The 20,572-nt window shown below is 65.1% G+C and carries 15 protein-coding genes; 5 read left to right on the top strand and 10 right to left on the bottom strand.

Translation table 11 applies throughout. The annotated features are described in order from the left end of the window. Positions 1-8: 8 nt before the first annotated feature. Positions 9-761: a PIG-L family deacetylase gene (locus tag ACRVY7_RS13690; protein ID WP_431817436.1), complete on the bottom strand. Its 753-nt coding sequence runs from the start codon at positions 759-761 to the stop codon at positions 9-11. A 213-nt stretch (positions 762-974) separates the two neighbouring features. On the opposite strand from ACRVY7_RS13690, the gene htpG reads away from it, so the two are divergent. Both htpG and ACRVY7_RS13680 read left to right on the top strand, forming a co-directional pair. Next, complete coding sequence (htpG, locus tag ACRVY7_RS13685) at positions 975-2,951, top strand: molecular chaperone HtpG (RefSeq protein WP_431817526.1); 1,977 nt, start codon at positions 975-977, stop codon at positions 2,949-2,951. A 139-nt stretch (positions 2,952-3,090) separates the two neighbouring features. Next, positions 3,091-4,530, top strand: coding sequence for a mediator complex subunit 15 domain-containing protein (locus tag ACRVY7_RS13680; protein WP_431817435.1), 1,440 nt, complete (start codon positions 3,091-3,093; stop codon positions 4,528-4,530). Positions 4,531-4,586: 56 nt separating this feature from the next. Here ACRVY7_RS13680 and ACRVY7_RS13675 read toward each other — a convergent pair whose 3' ends face one another. Both ACRVY7_RS13675 and ACRVY7_RS13670 read right to left on the bottom strand, forming a co-directional pair. Next, a complete protein-coding gene (locus tag ACRVY7_RS13675; protein ID WP_431817434.1) occupies positions 4,587-5,522 on the bottom strand; it encodes an N-acetylglucosamine kinase in 936 nt (311 codons plus the stop codon). 27 nt (positions 5,523-5,549) lie between these two features. Beyond that, a complete protein-coding gene (locus tag ACRVY7_RS13670) occupies positions 5,550-6,020 on the bottom strand; it encodes a hypothetical protein (RefSeq protein WP_083444467.1) in 471 nt (156 codons plus the stop codon). A 138-nt stretch (positions 6,021-6,158) separates the two neighbouring features. On the opposite strand from ACRVY7_RS13670, the gene ACRVY7_RS13665 reads away from it, so the two are divergent. Next, a complete protein-coding gene (locus tag ACRVY7_RS13665) occupies positions 6,159-6,653 on the top strand; it encodes a nitroreductase family deazaflavin-dependent oxidoreductase (protein WP_431817525.1) in 495 nt (164 codons plus the stop codon). Positions 6,654-6,668: 15 nt separating this feature from the next. Here the strand turns inward: ACRVY7_RS13665 and ACRVY7_RS13660 are convergent, their stop codons facing one another. Both ACRVY7_RS13660 and ACRVY7_RS13655 read right to left on the bottom strand, forming a co-directional pair. Beyond that, positions 6,669-7,511, bottom strand: coding sequence for a crotonase/enoyl-CoA hydratase family protein (locus tag ACRVY7_RS13660; protein ID WP_049700669.1), 843 nt, complete (start codon positions 7,509-7,511; stop codon positions 6,669-6,671). 10 nt (positions 7,512-7,521) lie between these two features. Next, the gene (locus ACRVY7_RS13655) at positions 7,522-8,625 is read right to left on the bottom strand and encodes an NAD(P)H-dependent amine dehydrogenase family protein (protein ID WP_431817433.1); all 1,104 of its coding nucleotides are present in this window, start codon (positions 8,623-8,625) and stop codon (positions 7,522-7,524) included. Positions 8,626-8,784: 159 nt separating this feature from the next. On the opposite strand from ACRVY7_RS13655, the gene ACRVY7_RS13650 reads away from it, so the two are divergent. Continuing rightward, on the top strand, positions 8,785-9,519 hold the full coding sequence (locus ACRVY7_RS13650) for a glucose 1-dehydrogenase (RefSeq protein WP_049700667.1): 735 nt from the start codon (positions 8,785-8,787) through the stop codon (positions 9,517-9,519). A 10-nt stretch (positions 9,520-9,529) separates the two neighbouring features. Here the strand turns inward: ACRVY7_RS13650 and ACRVY7_RS13645 are convergent, their stop codons facing one another. From ACRVY7_RS13645 to ACRVY7_RS13630, 4 genes are all read right to left on the bottom strand, one after another. Further along, positions 9,530-10,498, bottom strand: coding sequence for an arsenic resistance protein (locus ACRVY7_RS13645; RefSeq protein ID WP_431817432.1), 969 nt, complete (start codon positions 10,496-10,498; stop codon positions 9,530-9,532). A gap of 62 nt (positions 10,499-10,560) precedes the next feature. Then, complete coding sequence (gene upp, locus ACRVY7_RS13640; protein ID WP_431817431.1) at positions 10,561-11,193, bottom strand: uracil phosphoribosyltransferase; 633 nt, start codon at positions 11,191-11,193, stop codon at positions 10,561-10,563. A gap of 26 nt (positions 11,194-11,219) precedes the next feature. Continuing rightward, positions 11,220-12,449 (bottom strand): URC4/urg3 family protein, encoded by a 1,230-nt coding sequence (locus ACRVY7_RS13635; RefSeq protein WP_431817430.1) that lies wholly within the window; start codon positions 12,447-12,449, stop codon positions 11,220-11,222. Continuing rightward, positions 12,446-13,729, bottom strand: coding sequence for a GTP cyclohydrolase II (locus ACRVY7_RS13630; RefSeq protein ID WP_431817429.1), 1,284 nt, complete (start codon positions 13,727-13,729; stop codon positions 12,446-12,448). Before ACRVY7_RS13630 ends, ACRVY7_RS13635 begins: the two co-directional genes overlap by 4 nt. A gap of 436 nt (positions 13,730-14,165) precedes the next feature. Between ACRVY7_RS13630 and ACRVY7_RS13625 the strand changes: the two genes are divergently transcribed. Continuing rightward, a complete protein-coding gene (locus ACRVY7_RS13625; RefSeq protein ID WP_431817428.1) occupies positions 14,166-14,732 on the top strand; it encodes an FBP domain-containing protein in 567 nt (188 codons plus the stop codon). Between the two features lie 99 nt (positions 14,733-14,831). Here the strand turns inward: ACRVY7_RS13625 and ACRVY7_RS13620 are convergent, their stop codons facing one another. Further along, the gene (locus tag ACRVY7_RS13620) at positions 14,832-20,387 is read right to left on the bottom strand and encodes an ATP-binding protein (protein ID WP_431817524.1); all 5,556 of its coding nucleotides are present in this window, start codon (positions 20,385-20,387) and stop codon (positions 14,832-14,834) included. Positions 20,388-20,572 lie beyond the last annotated feature (185 nt).

The raw sequence follows: 20,572 nt of genomic DNA, 5'->3' as shown, positions 1-20,572 counted from the left end.
GGCCTGGTTCAGATGTCGCAGCCGTCTGCGGTGAGGTCGCGCCGCAGGAAGCACTCGGTGCCAAGGGCAAGATCACGTTGCGCGCGCGGCAGACTCATCAGCGCAGAGACGGTGGATCGTCGTGCCAGTTCTGTCTTGTGGGACTCGATCGCGCGAACCTTGTGTTCGATCCACTCGGATACATCGAGTTGAAGACCGAGAGTATGTGTGGGCGCGCCGGGAAAGTCGCCGGGCTGCAGTAGCGGAAAGAGCGTGTCCGCCAGTTCGGCGACCATCCAGTCGGCGATGGTCGAGAAGTACAGCGAACGCACTTGCCAGGCCGGTAAGCCATCGCGGTACAGGGTTGGGGTGGCGGCAGCATCGGCGGCAGCACAGGTGATTCTGTGTGCCCTGATGTGGTCGGGGTGTCCGTAGATCCCATACGCGTCGTAGGTGACGAGAACGTCGGGTCGTTGACGGCGGATGTGGGCGGCCAACTCGGCGACCTCGCTGTCGAACGACGCATCGGTCAACCGTTGATGCCCGGGTGCGGATTCCGGCACCTTCAGGTCGGCGTAGTCGAGCAGTATCGGTTCGTCGTGAACGCCTAGTTCGCCGAGTGCGTCGAGCAGCTCGCGATGCCGTGGAGTGCCCGACATCCACGTGCACATCACCACGGAGACCTCGCCACCTGCGGCGATCGCGCGGGCGATCAGGCCGCCGGTCCACAGCGACTCGTCGTCGGGGTGTGCGTGAACGAGCATGATGCGCGGCGTCGACATCCTTCGCTTTCCAAGGCTCGGTGGTGCTGCGGTCGTTGGTGCTGGGGTCGATTGTGTCCGAACGCGGTGAGGTTCGCCGTGCTCCGACCCTCCTCAGGGTACTGCGCGCGGCGTCGGTAAAATTCTTACGTCGCGCACGTCGCACCCCGTGAGGTCGCGATGGCATCGAATCGGCAGACAACGCGCCCAGTCGTACTGATCCGGAGGCACATGATGAGCACCCAGTCGGAAACCCGCGAATTCCAGGCAGAGACCCGTCAGCTACTGGACCTGATGGTGCACTCCGTGTACTCCGACAAGGACAGCTTTCTTCGGGAGCTGATTTCGAATGCATCCGACGCGCTCGACAAGCTCAGACTCGAATCGCTCGTCGACAAGGACCTCGACGTCGACACCTCCGATCTGCACATCACGCTCGAGCCGAGCTCGAACGACAGCGCCGAGCGAACCCTCACCATTCGCGACAACGGCATCGGAATGTCACGCGACGAGGTCGTCGAACTCATCGGCACCCTCGCGCGCTCGGGCACCGCTGAACTGCGTGCCAAGCTCGCGCAGGCGTCGGATTCCGCGGCGACCGAAGAGCTGATCGGACAGTTCGGCATCGGCTTCTATTCGACGTTCATGGTCGCCGACAAGGTCACCCTCGTCACCCGCAAGGCAGGCGAGCAGACCGGAACCCGTTGGGAGTCAACGGGTGACGGCACCTACACCATCACAGATGTCGATGACGCGCCGCAGGGAACGTCGGTGACACTGACGCTCAAGCCCGCCGACGCCGAGAACCACCTCTACGACTACACCGACCAGACGAAGCTTCGCGCACTCGTCAAGCGTTACTCCGACTTCATCGCGTGGCCGATCCGGATGGACGTCGAGAAGACGACCACCACTCCCGCGGAGAACGACGGCGACGAACCGGTCACCACGACCACCACGGAAACCGAAACCATCAATTCGATGAAGGCGCTGTGGTCGCGTTCGCGCGACGAGGTGTCCGACGAGGAGTACAAGGAGTTCTACCGCCACGTCGCGCACGCCTGGGACGATCCGCTCGAGATCATCACCCTCAAGGCCGAGGGAACGTTCGAATATCAAGCGCTGCTGTTCATCCCGTCGCAGGCGCCGTTCGATCTGTTCATGCGTGAACGCACCGGCGGAGTGCAGTTGTACGTCAAACGAGTGTTCATCATGGACGACTGCGACGAGCTGATGCCCGAGTATCTCCGCTTCGTCAAGGGCGTTGTCGACGCTGCGGATCTCTCGCTCAACGTGTCCCGCGAGATCCTCCAGCAGGATCGACAGATCAGAGCAATCCGTCGTCGACTCACCAAGAAGGTGATCTCGACCGTCGACGAGATGCGCGCCGCCCGTCCCGACGACTACCGGACGTTCTGGGACAACTTCGGCCGCGTCTTCAAAGAAGGTCTGGTCAACGACGCCGACAATCGTGATGCGCTTCTCAAGGCATCGGCATTCGAAACCAGCCATGCCGCAGACGAATTGACATCGCTGGCCGATTACGTCGGTCGGATGTCCGACGCGCAGAAGTCGATCTACTATCTCACCGGCGAATCCCGTCAGCAGATCGAGAACTCGCCGCATATGGAGGCGTTCCGGGCCAAGGGCATCGAGGTGCTCTTCCTGCACGACCCCGTCGACGAGATGTGGGTTTCGAGTGGTGTCGAATTCGACGGAAAGCCGTTCCGGTCGATCGCGAAGGGCGAAGTCGATCTCGACGAACTCGACGGTGACGCAAGCACTTCCGACGAGTCGACCGATGCGCGCAATGCCGAGTTCGAGGAACTGCTCACCTGGCTCGGTGAGGCGCTTGACGCCGACATCAGTGAAGCCCGACTCTCGCACCGTCTCACCGAGTCGGCCGCGTGTCTCGTCGGAGACACCTACTCGATGTCGCCGCAACTCGAACGCCTCTATCGTGCGTCGGGTCAGGAACTGCCCAAGACCAAGCGTGCCCTCGAACTCAATGCCGATCATCCGCTGGTCGTCGGTCTCAACGCGGCATTCAAGGCCGACACCGACCATTCTCGGCTGACCCCTACCGCCAAGCTCATCTACGGGATGGCGTTGATCGCCGAGGGCGGGGAGCTCGACGACCCTGCCGATTTCGCACGTCTGCTGACGGGAACGCTCACCGCCTCCGTAGCCCCTGCAGGTGGTAGCGACTGACGATCATTCACCTGTCTGACCCGACTGCCATAGGTCGTTCACGTTCGTTTAAGGTTGGTCCGATTCCGACGAGTCCGACAGCGAGTGCAACGAGCCACAGAGGCTGGCCGCGTCGGCGACGACAGGGGGAGATGCCGCCGTGAGTTATCCGCACGATCCGTTTCAGCCGGGCGATTCGACGCCCCAGGGTGCGACGCCCCAGAAAGCGACGCCCCAGAGTGCTCCCGGGGCGAGTGATGCGACCTCGAGTGACGGCAAGTCGGCGGGCGGGTACGCGCCATACGGGCAGCAGAGTCCCGCGCAACCGGTGTACGGACAGTCGACGTATGGCGAGTCGCACTATGGGCAGTCGACGTATGGCCAGGCCGACGCCGCCCAGCCGGCGTATGGCAAGGGCGGGTACGAGCAGTGGCAGTCGGCACCGGCCGGCACCGCCCAACCGGCGGCGAATGTCGGTCAGCCGCACCAGGGTTACGACGCGAACCCGGGCCAGCAGCCTCAATACGGTCAGCCCCAGTACGGTCAGGCCGGCCAACCTCAGGGATATGGTCAGCAACCCGGTGCGGGGTGGGGTGCGCAGCCGGCGATGGGCGGCGGGGGAGTGCCGCCGCAACGTCCGAAGCAGAAGAACAAGCGGCTCTATCTGCTTCTGGGCATCGGCGGCGGCGCCCTGGTCCTGATCGTCGCCCTCGTGGTGACGCTGATCGTCGTGTTCACCGGCGACTCGGGTCCCGGTGGTTCGCCGAAGGCCGCGGTTCAGACCTATCTCGAAGGTCTCTCCAGCGGCGACGCCAAGAAGGCGCTGAGCGTCGTCAGAACACCGCCGTCGGAAAAACTGCTCACCGACGAGGTGCTGAAGAAGCAACAGGCAACCGCCAAGATCTCGGACATCAACGTGCGCGAACCGTCGACGTCGTTGTCGTCGATGGCCACGGTGAAAGCCACGTACAAATTCGGAGATCGCAACGCCGACATCGATTTCAGGCTCAAGAAGTCCGACGGCAAGTGGACCGTCGACAATGGGACCATCCCGATCGACGTCGACGACACCCGCGTGCCGCAACTGACCGCGTTCGGTGTCGACGTCAGCAAGGACAGCAAGGTCTACGTGTTCCCGGGGCCGGTCGAGTGGGGTTCGGCCAACCCGAACTTCTCGGTCAAGGCCGATAACTCCGGCGACTTCCCGCTGGGGCCGACATACGCGTCGTACAACTCCCTCAAAGTCGAGTTGAGCGATCAGGGCACCAAGGCCGTGGCGACGGCCCTCGACACGTACTTCACGAACTGCGCGGGTTCCACACAGGCCGACGCGTCGAAGGACAAGCCGGGATGTTCGCAGTCGCTGTACCAGTCGGTCGTCCCGGGCAGTGTCCGCTGGACCAAGCCGACCGACATCAATGAACTGAGGCTCAGCCCGGATTACGAGACTCCCACCAGCGTGAAGGTATACGGCAGTGTGGAGTGGCCCGCTACGTACATGTCGACCTCGTCCGGCCCGGGAAGCTACACCGACAGCGACTACCTCAGTGGCTCTGTCGACCTCGCGGCTGCCCAGCCCACCTTCACCGCGTCTCGCTGACGAGGTGCAGGCGACCACCTGATGGCTGGGCGCGACGGGGACGTCGCGCCCAGCCATCAGCCTGCTCGGTAGATCTCGATGTCGAGTGGGTGCCCCGGCGGCGTATCGGCGACTTTTTCGACGCCGTCGAGCGACGTGCCCAGCGGCGCCTGGACGACGGCTCCCTGTGCGCGCGTGCTGATCTCGTCGCGCAGATGCTCTCGCAGCATGTCGTTGCGAGAGAGGACCGCCCCCATCCAGCTCACGCGAGATGCATCGCCTTCGTGCCACCCGGTGCGGCGTAGCGCCGCGATCACCGACGTGGCCAGCTCTGTGGCTGCGTCGCGAAGAATGCCCGCGGCGATTTCGTCGCCGCTGTCGGCTTCCCGCCCGACGATCCGGCCAAATCCCGCGATCGACGCGACATGGTCCGGCGCGCCCTGCAGTCGCATGTACAGCTCAGGTAGCTCACCGAACTCGTCGACCGCCGCGCGTTTTAGCGAGGTGGCGCCGCTGCGTCCGTCGAACGAACGCAGCGCCGCGTCGAGTCCGGCGCGGCCGATCCAGTAGGCGCTGCCCGCGTCCCCGAGAAGGTGACCCCACCCGTCGATCCGCGCCGTACCGAGGTCTCCGACGCCCAACGTCACCACCCCGGTCCCGACCGCGGTGACGACTCCATGGTCGAATCCGTTGGCGCCGAGATACGCAGACACCGAATCATGAACCAGGAACACCGAATCGACGCCGAGATCGGCGGTCAGCGCCAGCAGTCGCTCGGGACGTGACTGATCGGGCGTCAGGCCGGACACTCCCGCGGTGAGGGTCGTCGCTCGAACCGGCGCGTCGGCGAGCGCTCGCCGTGCGATCTCCGCGACTTGCTCGACAACCGGTCGCGACGTGAAGATCGGCCGGTCGTCGCGGTCCGTTTTCGTGCCGTCGATGGCGACGCGGACGCGTGAGCCGCTCTGCCCTCCGTCGATGCTGACTCGACGTGTGTCCCGTCCGGTTGTCATGGCACCTCCCGGTCCGAAACTACCCGCTCATGCCGCGCGTTCGACGGGGATCGGGATGGTCAGGAGTGCAACGTCGTTGGCTCGGTGGATCGGAAGAATGGGCACGCCGAAGCGTTGCGCGGCACTCACGAGGAGACGGCACCATCCGAGATCGCGCGCGGTGATCCCGTCCCTGCCAGGTCGTGTGAGCAGGAACGCCAGCGACAGATGCCCGTCATCGGTCACCGTGCGGAGCTGGGTGACCAGGGTGTCGATCAGATGCGCGTCGGGCACGGTCGGCAATGTCATGCGCGGCAGAGCCCCGGGGGCCAGGCGAGCATCGTCGATGAAGGCGATCCAGAGACAGGGTTCGCTGAAGCCGAGCGGTCCCATGAGGGCACGCCACCGCTGGCGCAGCGCCTCGGTGCTGTCGAACGGCAGCTTCGCGGTCTTGATGTCGGGAATGGGCTCGCTGTCGGGTGCGTCGGAGATGCGGTCAGAAGCGTTGTCGTGGTTCATGCGTGTCATCGTCGTCCCGATCGGACGAGACGATCAGAGGCGCTTCCACAGCTGTGCACATCCGCCTTGACACAGCGCGTCGTGGCATTCGGTGTGGCGGAATCGGGCCGCGAAATGGTCGCATGGAACACTGACCACATGGGCCTGTTGACTCCGCTGGCGATCAAGGTCGGTTCCATCCCATGGATGCCGAAGTATCTGCCGCAGATCGTGAAGTGCGACAAGGCGATTGCGGTGCTCACGCGTCAGCGCTACGGCTTACTCGATATCGCGGGCCTTCCGCACATCACGGTGATCGTGCGCGGACGTCGTAGCGGTGTCGAGCGCGCCACCGCGCTGCTCGCAGCCCCCACCGATGCGGGCTGGTTGATCGCGGGTTCGTATTTCGGCGGGCCGGATATGCCGCAGTGGGTCTTCAACCTGCGCGCCACGGACACGGTCAAGGTGCGTCACGCGGGGCTGACATCGGAGGCGACGGTGCGCGAACTCGACGGCGACGAGCGCGCACAGGCCTGGCAGGTACTGCGTGCGACTTGGCCGAACTTCGATCTGTACGAAAAGCGCACGGACAGAAAGATTCCGGTCTTCTCGCTCGTCACCGACGAACGAGAAGACCGGACCACGGGTCAGTGACCGGCGAGGTCGACGTCAGGAGCCGGTGAAGTTCGGGTCGCGCTTCTCGAAGATCGACGCGACCGCCTCGGTGAGGTCGTTACTGGGCAGGAACGCCGCATTCCACACAGCCACATAGCGGAGGTTGTCGGCAACCGCCGCTGAACGGGTGTGATCGAGAACGGCTTTGACGCCCTTGACCACGAGCGGAGGATTGGCGGCGATCTGCGCGGCCGTCGTGCGCGCGAGTGCGAGGGACTCTTCGGGGGTTTCTGTGACCTCGTTGATCAGGCCGATCGCGGCGGCTCGCTGCGCGTCGATGTCCTTGCCGGTCAGAGCCAACTCGCGCATGTGGCCGTCACCGATGATCGCGGGCAGTCGGGCGAGGCTGCCCATGTCGGCGACCATGCCGACGCGCACCTCGCGGACGCTGAACTTGGCATCGGCACTCGCATAGCGGATGTCTGCCGCGGTGATCAGGTCGACACCACCGCCGATGCACCAACCGCTGATCGAAGCGATGACCGGAGTACGAGAGTCGGCAACGGCGTTGATCGCACGCTGCATGTAGATGATGGTGTCATGAAAGTCCATGCGCGGCTTGGCTTTTGCATTGTCAGCCAAAACCGGGCCAAGCGATCCTGACATCGCGGGAATGTCGAGTCCGTAGGAAAAGTTCTTTCCCGACCCGGTGATGATGATTGCGCGAACCTCATCGTCGGCGTCGAGCCCTTCGATGATGTCGGGAAGTTCGCGCCAGAAGTCGGGTCCCATCGCATTGCCCTTGCCGGGGCCGGTGAGACGGACTTCGGCGACCTGGTCGGCCACATCGACCTCGAAGGCCTTCCATTCACGGTCACTGACGGTCTGCTCGCTCATGGGGGTCAACTTACCGGAGGCCATCCTCGCCGGTCGGGGCGCCTGTGACGAACACGCCGTTACCGGTCACCAGTGGGAGATCGAGCGTTGTGCGTATACCTGCGGGGGCGTCGTGGACTGCAGGGATCGCGTTCACGATCCGTCCCATGGCGGCCACGATCGCGGCGTGGTTGTGGTCGCCCTTCGCGCTCGTCGGCATGATGTCGACGCGGTACGACGGTTCGCCGACGATCTCGACGCGATAGCACCCGCCCGGTTGTGACGGCCGCGCCCAGTCGGGCCGCAGATCGTCGCGTAGCCGCGTGACGTGTTCGATCACGACGGCTTCGCGCCCCTCGGACATCCCGATGATCTCGAAACGCACGGCGGCTCGGGTACCTTTCTCCACCACCCCCGCCGCGATCTCGAATTCCTCTGGTGCGGGCTCACTTTCGTGGTGCTCGACGACCTCGTCGATGGTGATGCCGAGTCCGGCGGCGAGGATCTGCATCGTCGTGCCCCACGCGAGCCCGAGGATTCCGGGGAGGAAAAGCATGGGCGTCTCGTCGAGCGGCTTGCCGAAACCCATCACGTCGAACATGACCTCGGCGCCGTCGTAGGTCGCGTAGTCGGCGATCTCCATGCACCGGACCTGCTCGATCCGCTGACAGGTACCCGCGAAGACGAACGGGATGAGGTCGTTGGCGAATCCGGGATCGACGCCGGTGATGAACACGCTCGCGTCGTTGTCGTGGGCGGCTTTCTCGAGTTTGGCGATCGCCTTGTCCGGCATGACGCCCCAGGGATACTGCAGTCCGCCGGGCGCCGAGCCGACGACGTCGATGCCCGCCGAGACGATCGCGAGAATGTCGTTGAACGCTTCGATCGGGCGCGTGTCACCCATGGCGCAGTAGACGACGACGTCCGGTGAACCTTCGATGATCGACCGCAGATCGCCGACAGCCACGACGCCGGTGGCGCTGTCACCTCCGGCCAGGATTCCGGCGTCGACGCCTACCTTGTCCGGGTTGTTGACGCAGACGCCGACGAGATCGAACCGGTCGTCGTCGATGAGTTGGGTCAGCGCGAGTCTGCCCGCGTTTCCGGTGCCGACGAGAGCCACCCTGATCGTCATGTGCCGATGCCTCCTCGCTGTGTGAACCTCTGTCAGTGGTGAAAGCCAGGCAGGGGTGAACATCTGTCCGGACTGATGTCCATATGAGTAGAACACGGAACGACGCAGATGGGTAGAACGTGTTCTCATTTGACCTCCGAGCAGGTACCGTGTGTCGCCATGGGACGTGTTGACGGCAAGGTTGCGATCATTACCGGCGGTGCCCGTGGCATGGGTGCGGAGCACGCGAGGGCACTCGTCGCCGAGGGTGGGAAGGTCGTGATCGGCGACATTCTCGACGACGAGGGCAAAGCGCTCGCCGCCGCGATCGGAGACTCGGCACGCTACGTGCACCTCGACGTCACGTCACCGGAGGACTGGCAGGCGGCGGTCGCCGCAGCGGTCGACGACTTCGGCAAGGTCAACGTTCTGGTGAACAACGCGGGCATCGTCAACGGGTCGACGGTCCAGAAGTTTCGCCTCGACAAGTGGAAGCAGATCATCGACGTCAACCTGACGGGCACCTTCCTGGGAATCCAGTCGGTGGCGGATCCGATGATCGCTGCCGGGGGCGGATCGATCATCAACGTGTCGTCTGTGGAGGGGCTTCGTGGAAGTCCGTGGGCACACGGGTACGTCGCGTCGAAGTGGGGTGTTCGTGGCCTGGCGAAGTCGGCCGCTCTCGAACTCGCGCCACACAACGTGAGGGTCAACTCGATTCACCCCGGCCTCATCAGGACGCCGATGACGGAGGGTCTGCCCGAGGACATGGTCAAGGTGCCTCTCGGCCGTGCAGCGGATTCGAGCGAGGTGTCGACCTTCGTGGTATTTCTCGCCAGTGACGAGTCGTCGTATGCGACGGGCGCCGAATTCGTCATGGACGGCGGACTTTCCGCCGACGTGCCGCACAAATAGCGAGGGCGGGTCAGCGGTCGCGGATCATCCGCGGGATGAGTTGCACGAACACCACCATCCCGACCAGTTCGACGGCCGTTTGCGCCACCACCGCGGTGGCCGCGAGGTCGGCCCCCTCGTTCAGCGACAGGGCAAGGGGTAAGACCACCAACGAGTTTCGTGTCGCGCCGGAGAATGCGACGGCGCGCGTCGATCCGGTGTCGAGACTGAGGAGCCGTCCTACCGCCCATCCGATCAACGGCATCACCATGAGGAACACGACGTAGATCCACAGCGCGCCTGCCACCGTCGAGAAGTCTGAACCCAGACGCGCCACCTGCGACGCGGCGACGAGCGCCAGAACCAACGCCATCATCGGGACCATGGCCACGTCGAGTCGACGGACCAGCGATTCGCGTGGCGGACTGTTGCGTGTCCACAACTGAACGCCCCAGGCGCACAGCAGCGGAATGACGATCAGGAAGATGAACGCTGACACGAACGGCGCCGGGTCGATTGCGCCGAGCGAGGCGCCGCCGCCGAGAATCGCGAGATAGGCCGGTAACAAAAGGAATTGGGCGATCAGCAACAGCGGGGTCGCTGCCAGCAGCCGGTCGCTGCGCGCTCCCGCGAGTCCGCTGAACACGATGACGTAGTCGACGCACGGACAGAGCAACACGATCAGCATCCCGAGGCGAACGGGGTCGGAGTCGGGCATGACCAGAGTCAACAGCGCGACCACCGCGGGGACGGCCACGAAGTTCACGGCGACGAGCGCGAGAAGAAAGCGCCAGTCCCGCCACGCCGTAGCCAATCCCGACACCGGTACTTGAAGAAACGTGAGGAACAACAGCGCCGCCAGCGCCGGCGTCACCAAATACTCTGCGGCACCGCTGGTCTGCGGCAACGCCAGTCCGACGAGGCCACCGAGGGCGAACACGCACAGGTACACAGCGACCTGGTGGCGCTCGAGCGACGCACCTATCGCGGAAGCCTGCATGCGGTTATTCTCCCCAACGCAGTGCGCCGCCCGGCGGGCACCCTACGGCGGGTGGGTTGTGCCTACTGGGTTCCGAAGATCCGGTCGCCGGCGTCGCCGAGCCCGGGAAGGATGTAGCCGTCGTCGTTGAGCTCACGGTCGACGGCAGCCGTGTACACGGGGACGTCGGGGTGTGCGTCGTGGAGCGCGGCGAGTCCCTCGGGACAAGTGAGGAGGCACACGAATCGGATCGAGCGTGGCTGATACTCCTTCAGCCGGTCGACCGCCGCGACCGCCGAGTGGCCAGTCGCGAGGAGGGGGTCGACGATGACGACGTCGCGTTCGGCGAGTTCCTTGGGCATCTTGAAGTAGTACTCGACGGCGATGTGCGTCTTCGGATCTCGATACAGCCCAATGTGACCGATACGTGCGCCGGGCACCACGCTCAACATGCCGTCCGCGATCGACGTCCCTGCCCGCAGGATCGACGCGAAGACGAGCTTCTTGCCGTCGATCACCCGGCCGGTCGTCACCTCCATCGGCGTCTCGACCTTGATCTCGTGCGTCGGGATGTCGGCGAGGACGTCGTAGGCCATCAGAGTCGAGATCTCGTCGAGAAGGCGTCGAAAATCGTTGGTAGAGGTCTCTTTCTGACGCATCAAGGTGAGTTTGTGCTCGACCAGCGGGTGATCGATGACGTGAACCGTGCCGCCCATGTGTGCTCTTCTCGTTCTTCGGACGGTCAGAAGACCGTGCCGTCGCTGATGATGGTCAGGGGTGGAAGTCCTTGTCGCCGTTGCGCGGCGGCCTCGCGACCCGCAGCCCAGGTGCCGCCTTCGAGAATGCACGCGAGGGGAGTGGTGGCGGGGTCGAGTCCGAGTTCGGTGCAGACGAGTGGCGCCAGTTCATCGAGCAGCGCCACGGTCAGCGCGCGCCACTCGACGATGAACTCGTCGTCGACCCGCCATTCGCGAGTCGACCAGTCGGCCGGAATCGGGACGAGGACGCCGGTGTCGAGGAGCAGACCCCCGTTGCGGTATTCGGGCAGCGCGGTCAGATACCCGAGTCCTGTGACGGTGATTCCCTCGTCACCGAACGGTTCGAGCAACGAGTACGAAAGCCACTGCGACAGCTTGTGGAACGGCATCCATCCGGCGGTGACGCCGTCGCCGCCGACGTCGCTGTGCCGCCAGCAGTCTCCGAGTGGGCGATCGTCGATTCGATTGGCAGAGGGCCAGATCGGCGCGAAGTACGTGAGCAGTAGTTCGAGGATGTCAGCTGCGCGGACACCATCGGTGCCGCCGACCAGTAAATTCCCCAGTCCGCCGGGGCGGCCGTCCTCACCGAAGACACCCGGCGTCGCCTCCAACACGTCGGCGAGTTCGTGGAGCAGCCCGAGGCGTCCCTCGACGCCGACGAGCGGATTGTCGGCGCTCACCTGGAACGCCTGCGCGAGCCGGTCAGCGGTCAGCGCACGCAGACCTGCTGCGTCGACGCGCAGTGGATCCTCGTCCGCGCTGGAGAACAGGCCATCGGTGAACGCGTGGAAACTCGCGACGCCGAGTCCCTCCGACCGCGTGAGGCGGATGCCGGTGCCGGGCTCGTCGAAGTGCCAGTGCGGACCCGCGCCCGCGTCGAGCAACACGCTCACGACGGCGAGGTCGATGCGCGTGCTGATCCGTTCAGCCACAGTCAAAGCGCTCATCCGCTGCGCCAGCCCGGCGACCCTGTCGACTCCCGCGGCCTCGAAGTGGCGCCATCGGCTGTGGAACGGAACGTCGAGGTCGGGGTAGTGCGCGCGTGTGACATCGGCGACGAGGCCGACAGCCGTCCCGATGGCATCGTCGTCGACGGTGAACCACTCCGATTGACCCTCGCGTGCGCGGGTGAGAAGTGTTGTCGCTCGGTCGCGGATCGTGTCGGTACTGTGCAGGGTCGCGAGGGGATCGACGACCGTGTCCGTCGCCCTCATGTGGTCAGACCCCGACCTTTCGCCTTACGCAGTTCGTCGGCGTCCGGGATCACGCCACTCGTGAAGTAGCCTGCGGCGGTCTTCGCGTCGATCTCCACGCGCGCGTCGTCGGGAATCAAGTAGTCGGGAAGGTCGACACGTTCTCCGACGGCGATCCCGGACCCGGTGATCGCGTCGTACTTCATATTGCTCATCGAGACAAGCCGGTCGATCTTGGTGATGCCGAACCAGTGCAAGACGTCGGGCATCAGCTCCTGGAAGCGCATGTCCTGCACTCCCGCAACGCATTCCGTGCGTGCGAAGTATTGGTCGGCGGTGTCGCCGCCCACCTGTCGCTTGCGCGCGTTGTAGACGAGGAACTTCGTCACCTCGCCCAACGCCCGACCTTCCTTGCGCGAGTACGCAACCAGACCGACGCCGCCGTTCTGTGCTCCGAGGATGCACTCCTCGATCGCATGGGTGAGGTAGGGGCGGCAGGTGCAGATGTCGGAGCCGAACACATCCGACCCATTGCATTCGTCGTGCACGCGTGCGGTGAGCTCGACGGTCGGGTCGGCGAGATCGCGTGGGTCGCCGAAGATGTACACGGTCTGCCCGCCGATGGGCGGAAGGAACACGTCGAGGTCAGAACGCGTGACCAACTCGGGGTACATGCCACCGGTTTCCTCGAACAGAACACGACGCAATTCCGTTTCACTACAACCGAATCGCTTGGCGACGCCGGGCAGATACCACACCGGTTCGACTGCGGCCTTCGTCACAAGTGCGGCACCGTTGGGGAGCAACGTCTCGTTGTCAGGTACCAAGCGTCCCTTCGCGATCGCGTCGGCGATCTCGGGGAGGATCACGTGAGCCTTGGTGATGGCAATGGTCGGCCGGACGTCGTATCCGGCGGCAAGCTGATCGGGAAACGAGTCGGCGATCGTCGCGCCCCAGGGGTCGATGCTGACGATGGCTTCGGGGTCGCTCCACTGCGGGTAGGGGCCGACCACGTCGGTGGGCGAGGTGTTGGTGAGGTCGGCGCGGTGCTCGCGCGAGAGTGCCCCGCTCGCCACCGCCAATGCCCGATACACGCTGTACGAGCCCGAATGAGTGCCGACGACGTTGCGGTGTCCACGCGTCGTGGTGGTCGCGATGACGGGACCACGCGCTGCCGCGGTCGGTGCGCCCCAGGTGATCGACGGCGCGTCCACTCCGCCGCTGTGTGACGTCAATCTGATGTGACCGGGCAGACGTTGCCCGGAAGTCGGTCTGGCGTGTGCGCCGGAGTCGGTTGACACGGTGCGCTCCTTCCGCGGATGGCCCCGGCGTCGCGGGTCGGAGCCACCGTGAGGTCGCGCCGGCGCGTCGGGAAACCGCCAGCATAGCCACAACCAGAGGCTGCCGCCGGGCGAGCGATGACCGTTCGATTCGCTTACCGCGTTGACGACGAGACGCGGTCGACGGCAGACTCGAGTGCGTGTCTGCACCATCTGTCCGCCTCGTGCGGCGTGAGGAGGTTGTCGGCGTGCACGCCGACAACAGATAGCCGTCTGCGCTGACCGCGCGCTCGCCGTGATCGGTGAGGGCGTGATCGTTCATACGCCAATCCGGCTGTCCTCATTTACTTCGTGCCGTCAGCAACGCTCCACGGTTTCCAATACTCCACGGTTCCAAGATTCCGAGGTTCTCAGGTTTCCAGGGCGGCACGCCACTCACGAAACAGGTGAATTCACCATGCGACAACTCTCCGAAAAACAACTGCGCGCTTCCCTAGTGAATGCCTCGGTACGGGAACGTAAGGAACTCCATCTACCCGCCGAGTTCGACACGCTCGACTGGGATCGGCTCGAATACCTCGGTTGGCGTGATCCCAAGACGCCGACCATCGGCTACCTGGTCGTCGATCTCTCCAACGTCTCTGATGTTCCCGACGCTGCCGATGTATCTGGAGCTTCCGAGGTATCTGACTCCGATACCGCTGCCGGTCTCGTCGGCCTGCGTCTGCGGGCGGGCGTGGTGCCGCCACGCACACGTGTGTTGTGCGCTCTGTGTGAAGACGTCTCGATCCCGAACGAGGTCCTGCTGTTCACGGCGCGGCGCGTGGGCAAGGCCGGTCGCCGCGGCGACACGATCGGCACACTGATCTGCTCGCACTTCGAGTGTTCCCGCAACGTCCACCGGTTGCCGTCGTCGGCGATGGCCGGTCAGGATCGGGAAGCGGTGCGGCTCAACAGGATCGACAATCTACGCGACCGCGTTCGACGCTTCGTCGTGCGTGCCGGAGCCGACGAGATCGCCTAGCGCGCGGGCGCGGCGAGACAGAGCGCGGGGCCGGGATCGGAGAGTGTTTCTCTGATCCCGGCCCCGCGCCGTCGGTTATCGATGTATCCCGATTCGGTGCTACGACTCCGAACTCGTGCCGACCTGCTCAGTGCCGACCTGCTGGGGGCTGACCTGCTCAGGGTCGGCGGCCTCATGACGACGGTGCGACCATGTCGAATTCGCCTCGATCGCGGCGATGATCCGCGGACGCAGTTCGGCGGCGTCGATGACGGCGTCCACAGAACCGACCTCGACAGCGCGTCGGATGCTGTGTACGGCGTCGAACTCGGCGGCGACAGCATTGATCGTCTCGGCCCGCACGGACTGACGCACATCGGCAAGCTCCGCGCTCAGCGCCGAACGGTCCGAGCCGGAAGCCTCCGCCAAACGTGCCTCGATGTCGCGCACACGCGGGTCGGCGTCGACCCTCTTGTTGACGTCGCCCGCGAACACCACGGCCGCGGCGGGAGCCCCACCGAGCACGGAGGCGAATGAGCCGTCGATCGCCAACACCGTCATGTTCGGATTGAGCGCCTTGGAGAACACGACGAACGCTCCGCCGTGATACCGCGAGATGACGCAGAAGACGATCGGGCCGCGGAAGTTGACGATCGCGCGTCCGATCTCAGCTCCGTACTCGAGCTGAAGTTTGCGCATCGACTCCGGCGAGCCGTCGAATCCGGACAGGTTGGCGAGCACCACGAGCGGACGATTGCCGCTCGCCGAATTGATTGCTCGCGCAGCCTTTTTCGACGACTGTGGGAACAACGTGCCCGCCGTGTAGGTGTCCGGCCCGTCGGTCGGGGTGTAGCCACGGCGCGATACCTCGCGCGATTCGATCCCGAGCAGGCACACCGGAATTCCGCCGAGATGCACGTCGGAAACCACGGCGGTCTCGGCGTCGGCCATTCCGGCCCACCGTTCAAGGACCTGATGATCCTGGTCGGCGACGGCGCGGATGACCGTCCGGATGTCGAACGGCTTCTTACGGTCGGGATTCATCTCCTTGGAGAAGATCTGTCCGACAGTGGTGAAGTCGCTGCCCGCAAGAACGTGCGGGTAGTCGGAGACGTCGCGGTCGACCGGGTCGGTCGTGATGAGGCGTCGAGGAGTCAGTTCACCGGGCATCACGTAGGTGTGGTCGTAGTGCGCCATCAGCACGTCGCGTGCGGCCCCGAGGTTCGGGGCCCAGTACTGAGCCTGGCCGTTGGGGCCCATGACCCGGTCGTAGCCGCCGATGCCGAAGTTGTCTTCCGCGGAGACACCGCCCGAGAAGTCCAGCGACTGCTTACCGGTCAGCACCATGGCCGACTCCGGGGTCATCACGAGGATGCCCTTCGTGTGCATCAGCATGGTCGCCTCTGCGTTCCAGTACGGCTGGGCTCCGACGTTGATGCCCGCGACGACGATGTTGATCTCACCGCCATCCTGGGTGAACTCGACGACCCGCTTCAGTGCGCGCGCCACCCAGTCCATGTTCTCGGTACCCGAATCCATCGAGATGCGCGCGCCGGATGAGAGGGCGTACCACTCGAGCGGGACCTTCATCTCCTCGGCGAGGTCGAGTGCCGCGATCACGCGCGCACACTCGGGTTCCGACAGTGCACCAAGCGATTTCGTCGGGTCGCCGAGCAACACGACGCGGGTGATGCCCTGCGGATACTTCTCGGTCGGCGTCGTCACGACGCCCGCGACGATCGCTGCGGTGTTGCGTCCCTTGAGGCGCGCTACCGGTACGAGTCGCTGCTCGGCGTCGAGGTCGTACTCCCGGAAGTCGCCGAGCAGGCCGGTCAACTCGTACGGGTAGACCGTGTTGCGTCGAGCGGCGCTGAGGACCTTTTGACGGTATTCATCGACGGGCTCGATCGGCTCGGCAGATGGTTCTCCCACCGAGACGTCGAATCCGCCTGTCGCGTTGACGGAGAAGCGAATGGAGACCTTGCGCAGTTCGCCGGTGTCGCGGTCGCGGCGTCGGGCGATCAGCTGCACTTCTTCGAGCCCGACGTCGGCGGTCGTACCGCGGATGTGATCGGCGATCGTGGCCAGATCGTCCGCGGAGGCGTCGACAGGTGGCCACACGTACATGACGATGCGGTTGGTGTTGACCGCACGCTTCTGACCACGCTTGGCGCGACGAATCGAGTCGGCGCAGGAGGCAAGCACAGTCTCGGCCGTGGGGAGCGACAGCAATCGACCGTCGTTTTCGCGCAGCGAACTCAGGTCGCGTACCTGCGCGAAGGCGACCAGCCTGTCGTCGGCTGGGTTTTCCTTCGCGACGGCGCGGAACAGGTAGATCTCCTCGTCGTCTGCCGAGGGCAGCCTGGTCAGGTCGAACTTGCGGAGCCGCTCCATGCGCATCCGCTGCGCGATGTAGGGATGCAGACCACGGATCAGTCGTTCCTCGACCATGCCGGTTGCCGACGGTCGGAACGTGAAGTGGTGATGCATCACAGCGGTGCCGCGTCCGGCGACGGTGAACGTGACGCGTTGCACCTGGCCGGGCATGGGTGCCGCCGCGACGATCTCGTGCAAGGCCGCGGCCATGGTGTCGAAGTCGTCCGGCTGGTCTTCCCAGCTGACGTAGATGTCGGCTGCGATCGACGCGCTGGTACGCGCCAACTCGATGAGTCCGCTTGCCGCAGAAGCCAATTCGTCGAACGGCACCGCTGCCGAGACGACGCTGGCGCCGTCGCGTGCGGCGACGACGAACGTTGTGCCGCGTGCGGTCTGCGTGGTGATGACGTCGACACCCTTGTTGCCGTAGTAGCGGCGGGTGAGTACTTCGAGCATGACGGTGTTGTCGGTGCCGCTGCGCTGAATGCGTTGTCCCAGAAGGCGAACCAGAGGCTCGGTGCTTCGCACCATGTCGGCGATGCGCTCACTGCGGTCGGCGGCATCGGGGTTCTCGTCGAGGTACTTGAGGTGCTTGCGCACGTTCGTGTAGACGCGTGCACGGTCGCGCAGGAGCATCGCCTGGCCGTACCAGGCATAGATCACACCGCGTGCGAGGTCGGCAATCGCGGGGAAGCGCACCTGCGTCGCGGCCACGATCCGATCCAGCGCGAAACCGATGTCCTCGCGCAACTCGTCGCGCGGTGTCGGCTCATTGAGCCACTCACGCAACAGCGTGGTGATGACGGTGACCGATGCACCAGGATTCTGCAGCGTCAGGAAGATGCGGAAGACCGCGGCTTCGAGTTCCGGTGAGCGGTCGAGTTCGGTGACCCCGTAGTGGCGCAGCGCCAGCCGTAGCTGGTCGTGGAACGCTTCGGGGAGACCGTCACGCTCCACGTCGAGGCTCTGCAGATACGTGTGGAAGTTCTCGCGTGAGCTGTGCACATGCTCGAACCCAGGATTGAGGCCCAACGGCGGACGCTTCTGGCTCAGTTCGGCGAGATCGGCGAAGACCGTGAGCAGTTCGAGTTCATCCCCGATGGGGCGTCGACCAGAAGCACGGACTTCACGCCGCACGCTGAGGTAGTCGTCGAGGAGTCGCGATCGGTCGTGCGGGTCGACGTCGTACCCGAGCAGCTGACTGCGCAGATCTTCCTGGGTGCGAGTGGTCCTGACGTCCGGGTCTACGTTGTCGAGAGCCGCGGGTAGCTCGAGTTCGACGCTCTCGGCGGGCTCTTGTGCGGAAGTGTCGTCGTCATCAGCGTCGACGATCGGTTCGAGGCGCATCAACGTCGCGCCGGTCTCGACCTGGGAGCCGACCGACACGGTGCACTCCTTGAGACGCGAGCGCACGGGTGCGCGCAGCACGGTCTCCATCTTCATGCTCTCGAGAACCAGCACGGGTGCGCCGGCCTCGACCTCGTCGCCGACGGCCAACGGAGTGGCGACGACGAGTGCAGGGGCAGGGGAGCGCACAACGCCGCCCTCGTCGCGGCTGACGCGGTGGGCGACGCCGTCGACGTCGATGAGGTGAGTCGGCCCGTGCGTGTCTGTGACGAGGCGGTAGCGAACCCCGTTGAGCACCATCTGTGCCGTGTGCTCGTCGAAGCGCTCGATGTCGACGTCCGCGGTGTAGGTGTCAGTACCCGATTCGATCGACACACGAAAGCGGCTCGCGCCGATCCGGGCGACGCGTACGCGGTATCCGACGCCGCGCAGTTTCAAGTCGAGCGGGCGACCGCTCTCGTGCTGCACCTGTGGGCGTCCGCCCGACGCCGTCGACAGCAGGCGCTGACGCTCGACGGCTTCTTCCTCCTCGTAGCTGTCGATCGCGGCGGCGATCAGCGCGATCGCCGAGTGGCGGTTGACGACCAGTCCGTTCTCGGCGCGGACGCGGTCGATCCAGCCGGTGTCGGCGCTTCCGTCGATGACCGCGGGCTGCCCGAGTAGCTCGAGGACGAAACTCTTGTTGGTCGCACCACCCTCGATGACGACGCGCGTCTCGCTCATGGCGCGACGCAGGCGCCCGAGGGCCTCGTTGCGGTTGGCGCCGTAGGCGATGATCTTGGCGATCATCGAGTCGAAATCAGCGGGGATCGTGTCGCCCTCACTGACTCCGGTGTCGACGCGGATGCCGGGACCGGCGGGGAGTTCGAGTCGGGAGATGCGGCCGGGTGCCGGTGCGAAGTCACGGTCCGGATCCTCGGCATTGAGGCGCGCCTCGATGGCGTGGCCGCGCTCGGCCGGAGGCTCGCCTTCGAGGCGGCCGCCCGACGCGACGTGAAGTTGTGCGCGGACCAGATCGATTCCGGTCGTGCACTCGGTGATCGGGTGCTCCACCTGCAGGCGGGTATTGACTTCGAGGAAGGCAAAGAGGTGCTCGCCGGGGTGGTACAGGAATTCGACGGTTGCGGCGCCCCGGTATCCGACAGCGACGGCGAGACGCTCAGCGGATGCCTTGAGATCGGCGACCTGTTCTGGTGCGAGAACCGGCGATGCCGACTCCTCGATGATCTTCTGATTGCGGCGCTGCACCGAGCAGTCGCGGACGCCGAGCGCCCATGCGGTGCCCTGGCCGTCGGCGATGACCTGGACCTCGACGTGGCGGGCTCCGGTCACGAGTCGTTCGAGGAAGACGACGCCGCTGCCGAAGGCGCGGGCGGCTTCGTCGCGGGTGCGGTCGAAGGCGTCGCGGAGTTCGTCGTCGCTGGTGATGACGCGGATACCGCGACCTCCACCACCCGCGGTCGCCTTGAGCATCAGCGGGTACCCGATCGACGCTGCTGCCTCGAGCGCGTCGTCGATGGTGTCCACGGACCCGCGGCTCCACGGGGCGACCGGAACACCGACTTCTTCGGCGATCAGCTTTGCGCCGATCTTGTCGCCGAGTTTGCGCATTGCCTCGGCGGACGGGCCGATGAAGGTGACGCCGATGCGGTCGCACAGTTCGGCGAAGAGCGGATCTTCTGCGACGAATCCCCAGCCGACCCATGCGGCGTCGGCGCCGGTCTCGAGCAAGGCGTGCTCGAGCACCTTGAGGTTCAGGTAGGGGCGGTCGGCTGCCGCTCCCAGGTTGTACGCGATGTCGGCTTCGCGGACGAATGTGGCGTTGCGGTCGACGTCGGTGTGCAGGGCTACGACTTCGATGGGCTGACCGGTCTCGGCAGACAACCCGCGGACGGCGTGGATGAGCCGCATCGCGGCCTCACCTCGGTTCACGATGGCAATGCGCGTGAACATCACCGACTCCCTTCTCTTCTGGAACTGCTCGTCGGCAGCGCCCCCGCTCGCCGTGCGAAGCACGAAACTCCGCTGGGTGCGAAGCACGAAGCTCCGCGATATGGGCCACGTGTGCGTCACGCCCATGCGGACGCACGCGTGACTGCAAAAACTTGCGGCCCCGGACGATTGTGTCGAATCGTTGC

This window comes from Gordonia jacobaea (genome assembly GCF_965344965.1).
GTDB classification, from domain to species: Bacteria; Actinomycetota; Actinomycetes; order Mycobacteriales; family Mycobacteriaceae; genus Gordonia; species Gordonia jacobaea.
This window is presented reverse-complemented; position numbering and strand designations above follow the sequence as displayed.

What these genes read in the sequence shown, in the direction of transcription:
- ACRVY7_RS13635 (WP_431817430.1), bottom strand. Translation starts at nt 12,449, where the DNA reads ATGAGGGCGACGGACACGGTCGTCGATCCCCTCGCGACCCTGCACAGT.
- ACRVY7_RS13675 (WP_431817434.1), bottom strand. Translation starts at nt 5,522, where the DNA reads ATGACAACCGGACGGGACACACGTCGAGTCAGCATCGACGGAGGGCAG.
- ACRVY7_RS13690 (WP_431817436.1), bottom strand. Translation starts at nt 761, where the DNA reads ATGTCGACGCCGCGCATCATGCTCGTTCACGCACACCCCGACGACGAG.
- ACRVY7_RS13655 (WP_431817433.1), bottom strand. Translation starts at nt 8,625, where the DNA reads ATGACGATCAGGGTGGCTCTCGTCGGCACCGGAAACGCGGGCAGACTC.
- ACRVY7_RS13670 (WP_083444467.1), bottom strand. Translation starts at nt 6,020, where the DNA reads ATGAACCACGACAACGCTTCTGACCGCATCTCCGACGCACCCGACAGC.
- ACRVY7_RS13625 (WP_431817428.1), top strand. Translation starts at nt 14,166, where the DNA reads ATGCGACAACTCTCCGAAAAACAACTGCGCGCTTCCCTAGTGAATGCC.
- upp (WP_431817431.1), bottom strand. Translation starts at nt 11,193, where the DNA reads ATGGGCGGCACGGTTCACGTCATCGATCACCCGCTGGTCGAGCACAAA.
- ACRVY7_RS13620 (WP_431817524.1), bottom strand. Translation starts at nt 20,387, where the DNA reads ATGTTCACGCGCATTGCCATCGTGAACCGAGGTGAGGCCGCGATGCGG.
- htpG (WP_431817526.1), top strand. Translation starts at nt 975, where the DNA reads ATGAGCACCCAGTCGGAAACCCGCGAATTCCAGGCAGAGACCCGTCAG.
- ACRVY7_RS13660 (WP_049700669.1), bottom strand. Translation starts at nt 7,511, where the DNA reads ATGAGCGAGCAGACCGTCAGTGACCGTGAATGGAAGGCCTTCGAGGTC.
- ACRVY7_RS13645 (WP_431817432.1), bottom strand. Translation starts at nt 10,498, where the DNA reads ATGCAGGCTTCCGCGATAGGTGCGTCGCTCGAGCGCCACCAGGTCGCT.
- ACRVY7_RS13650 (WP_049700667.1), top strand. Translation starts at nt 8,785, where the DNA reads ATGGGACGTGTTGACGGCAAGGTTGCGATCATTACCGGCGGTGCCCGT.
- ACRVY7_RS13665 (WP_431817525.1), top strand. Translation starts at nt 6,159, where the DNA reads ATGGGCCTGTTGACTCCGCTGGCGATCAAGGTCGGTTCCATCCCATGG.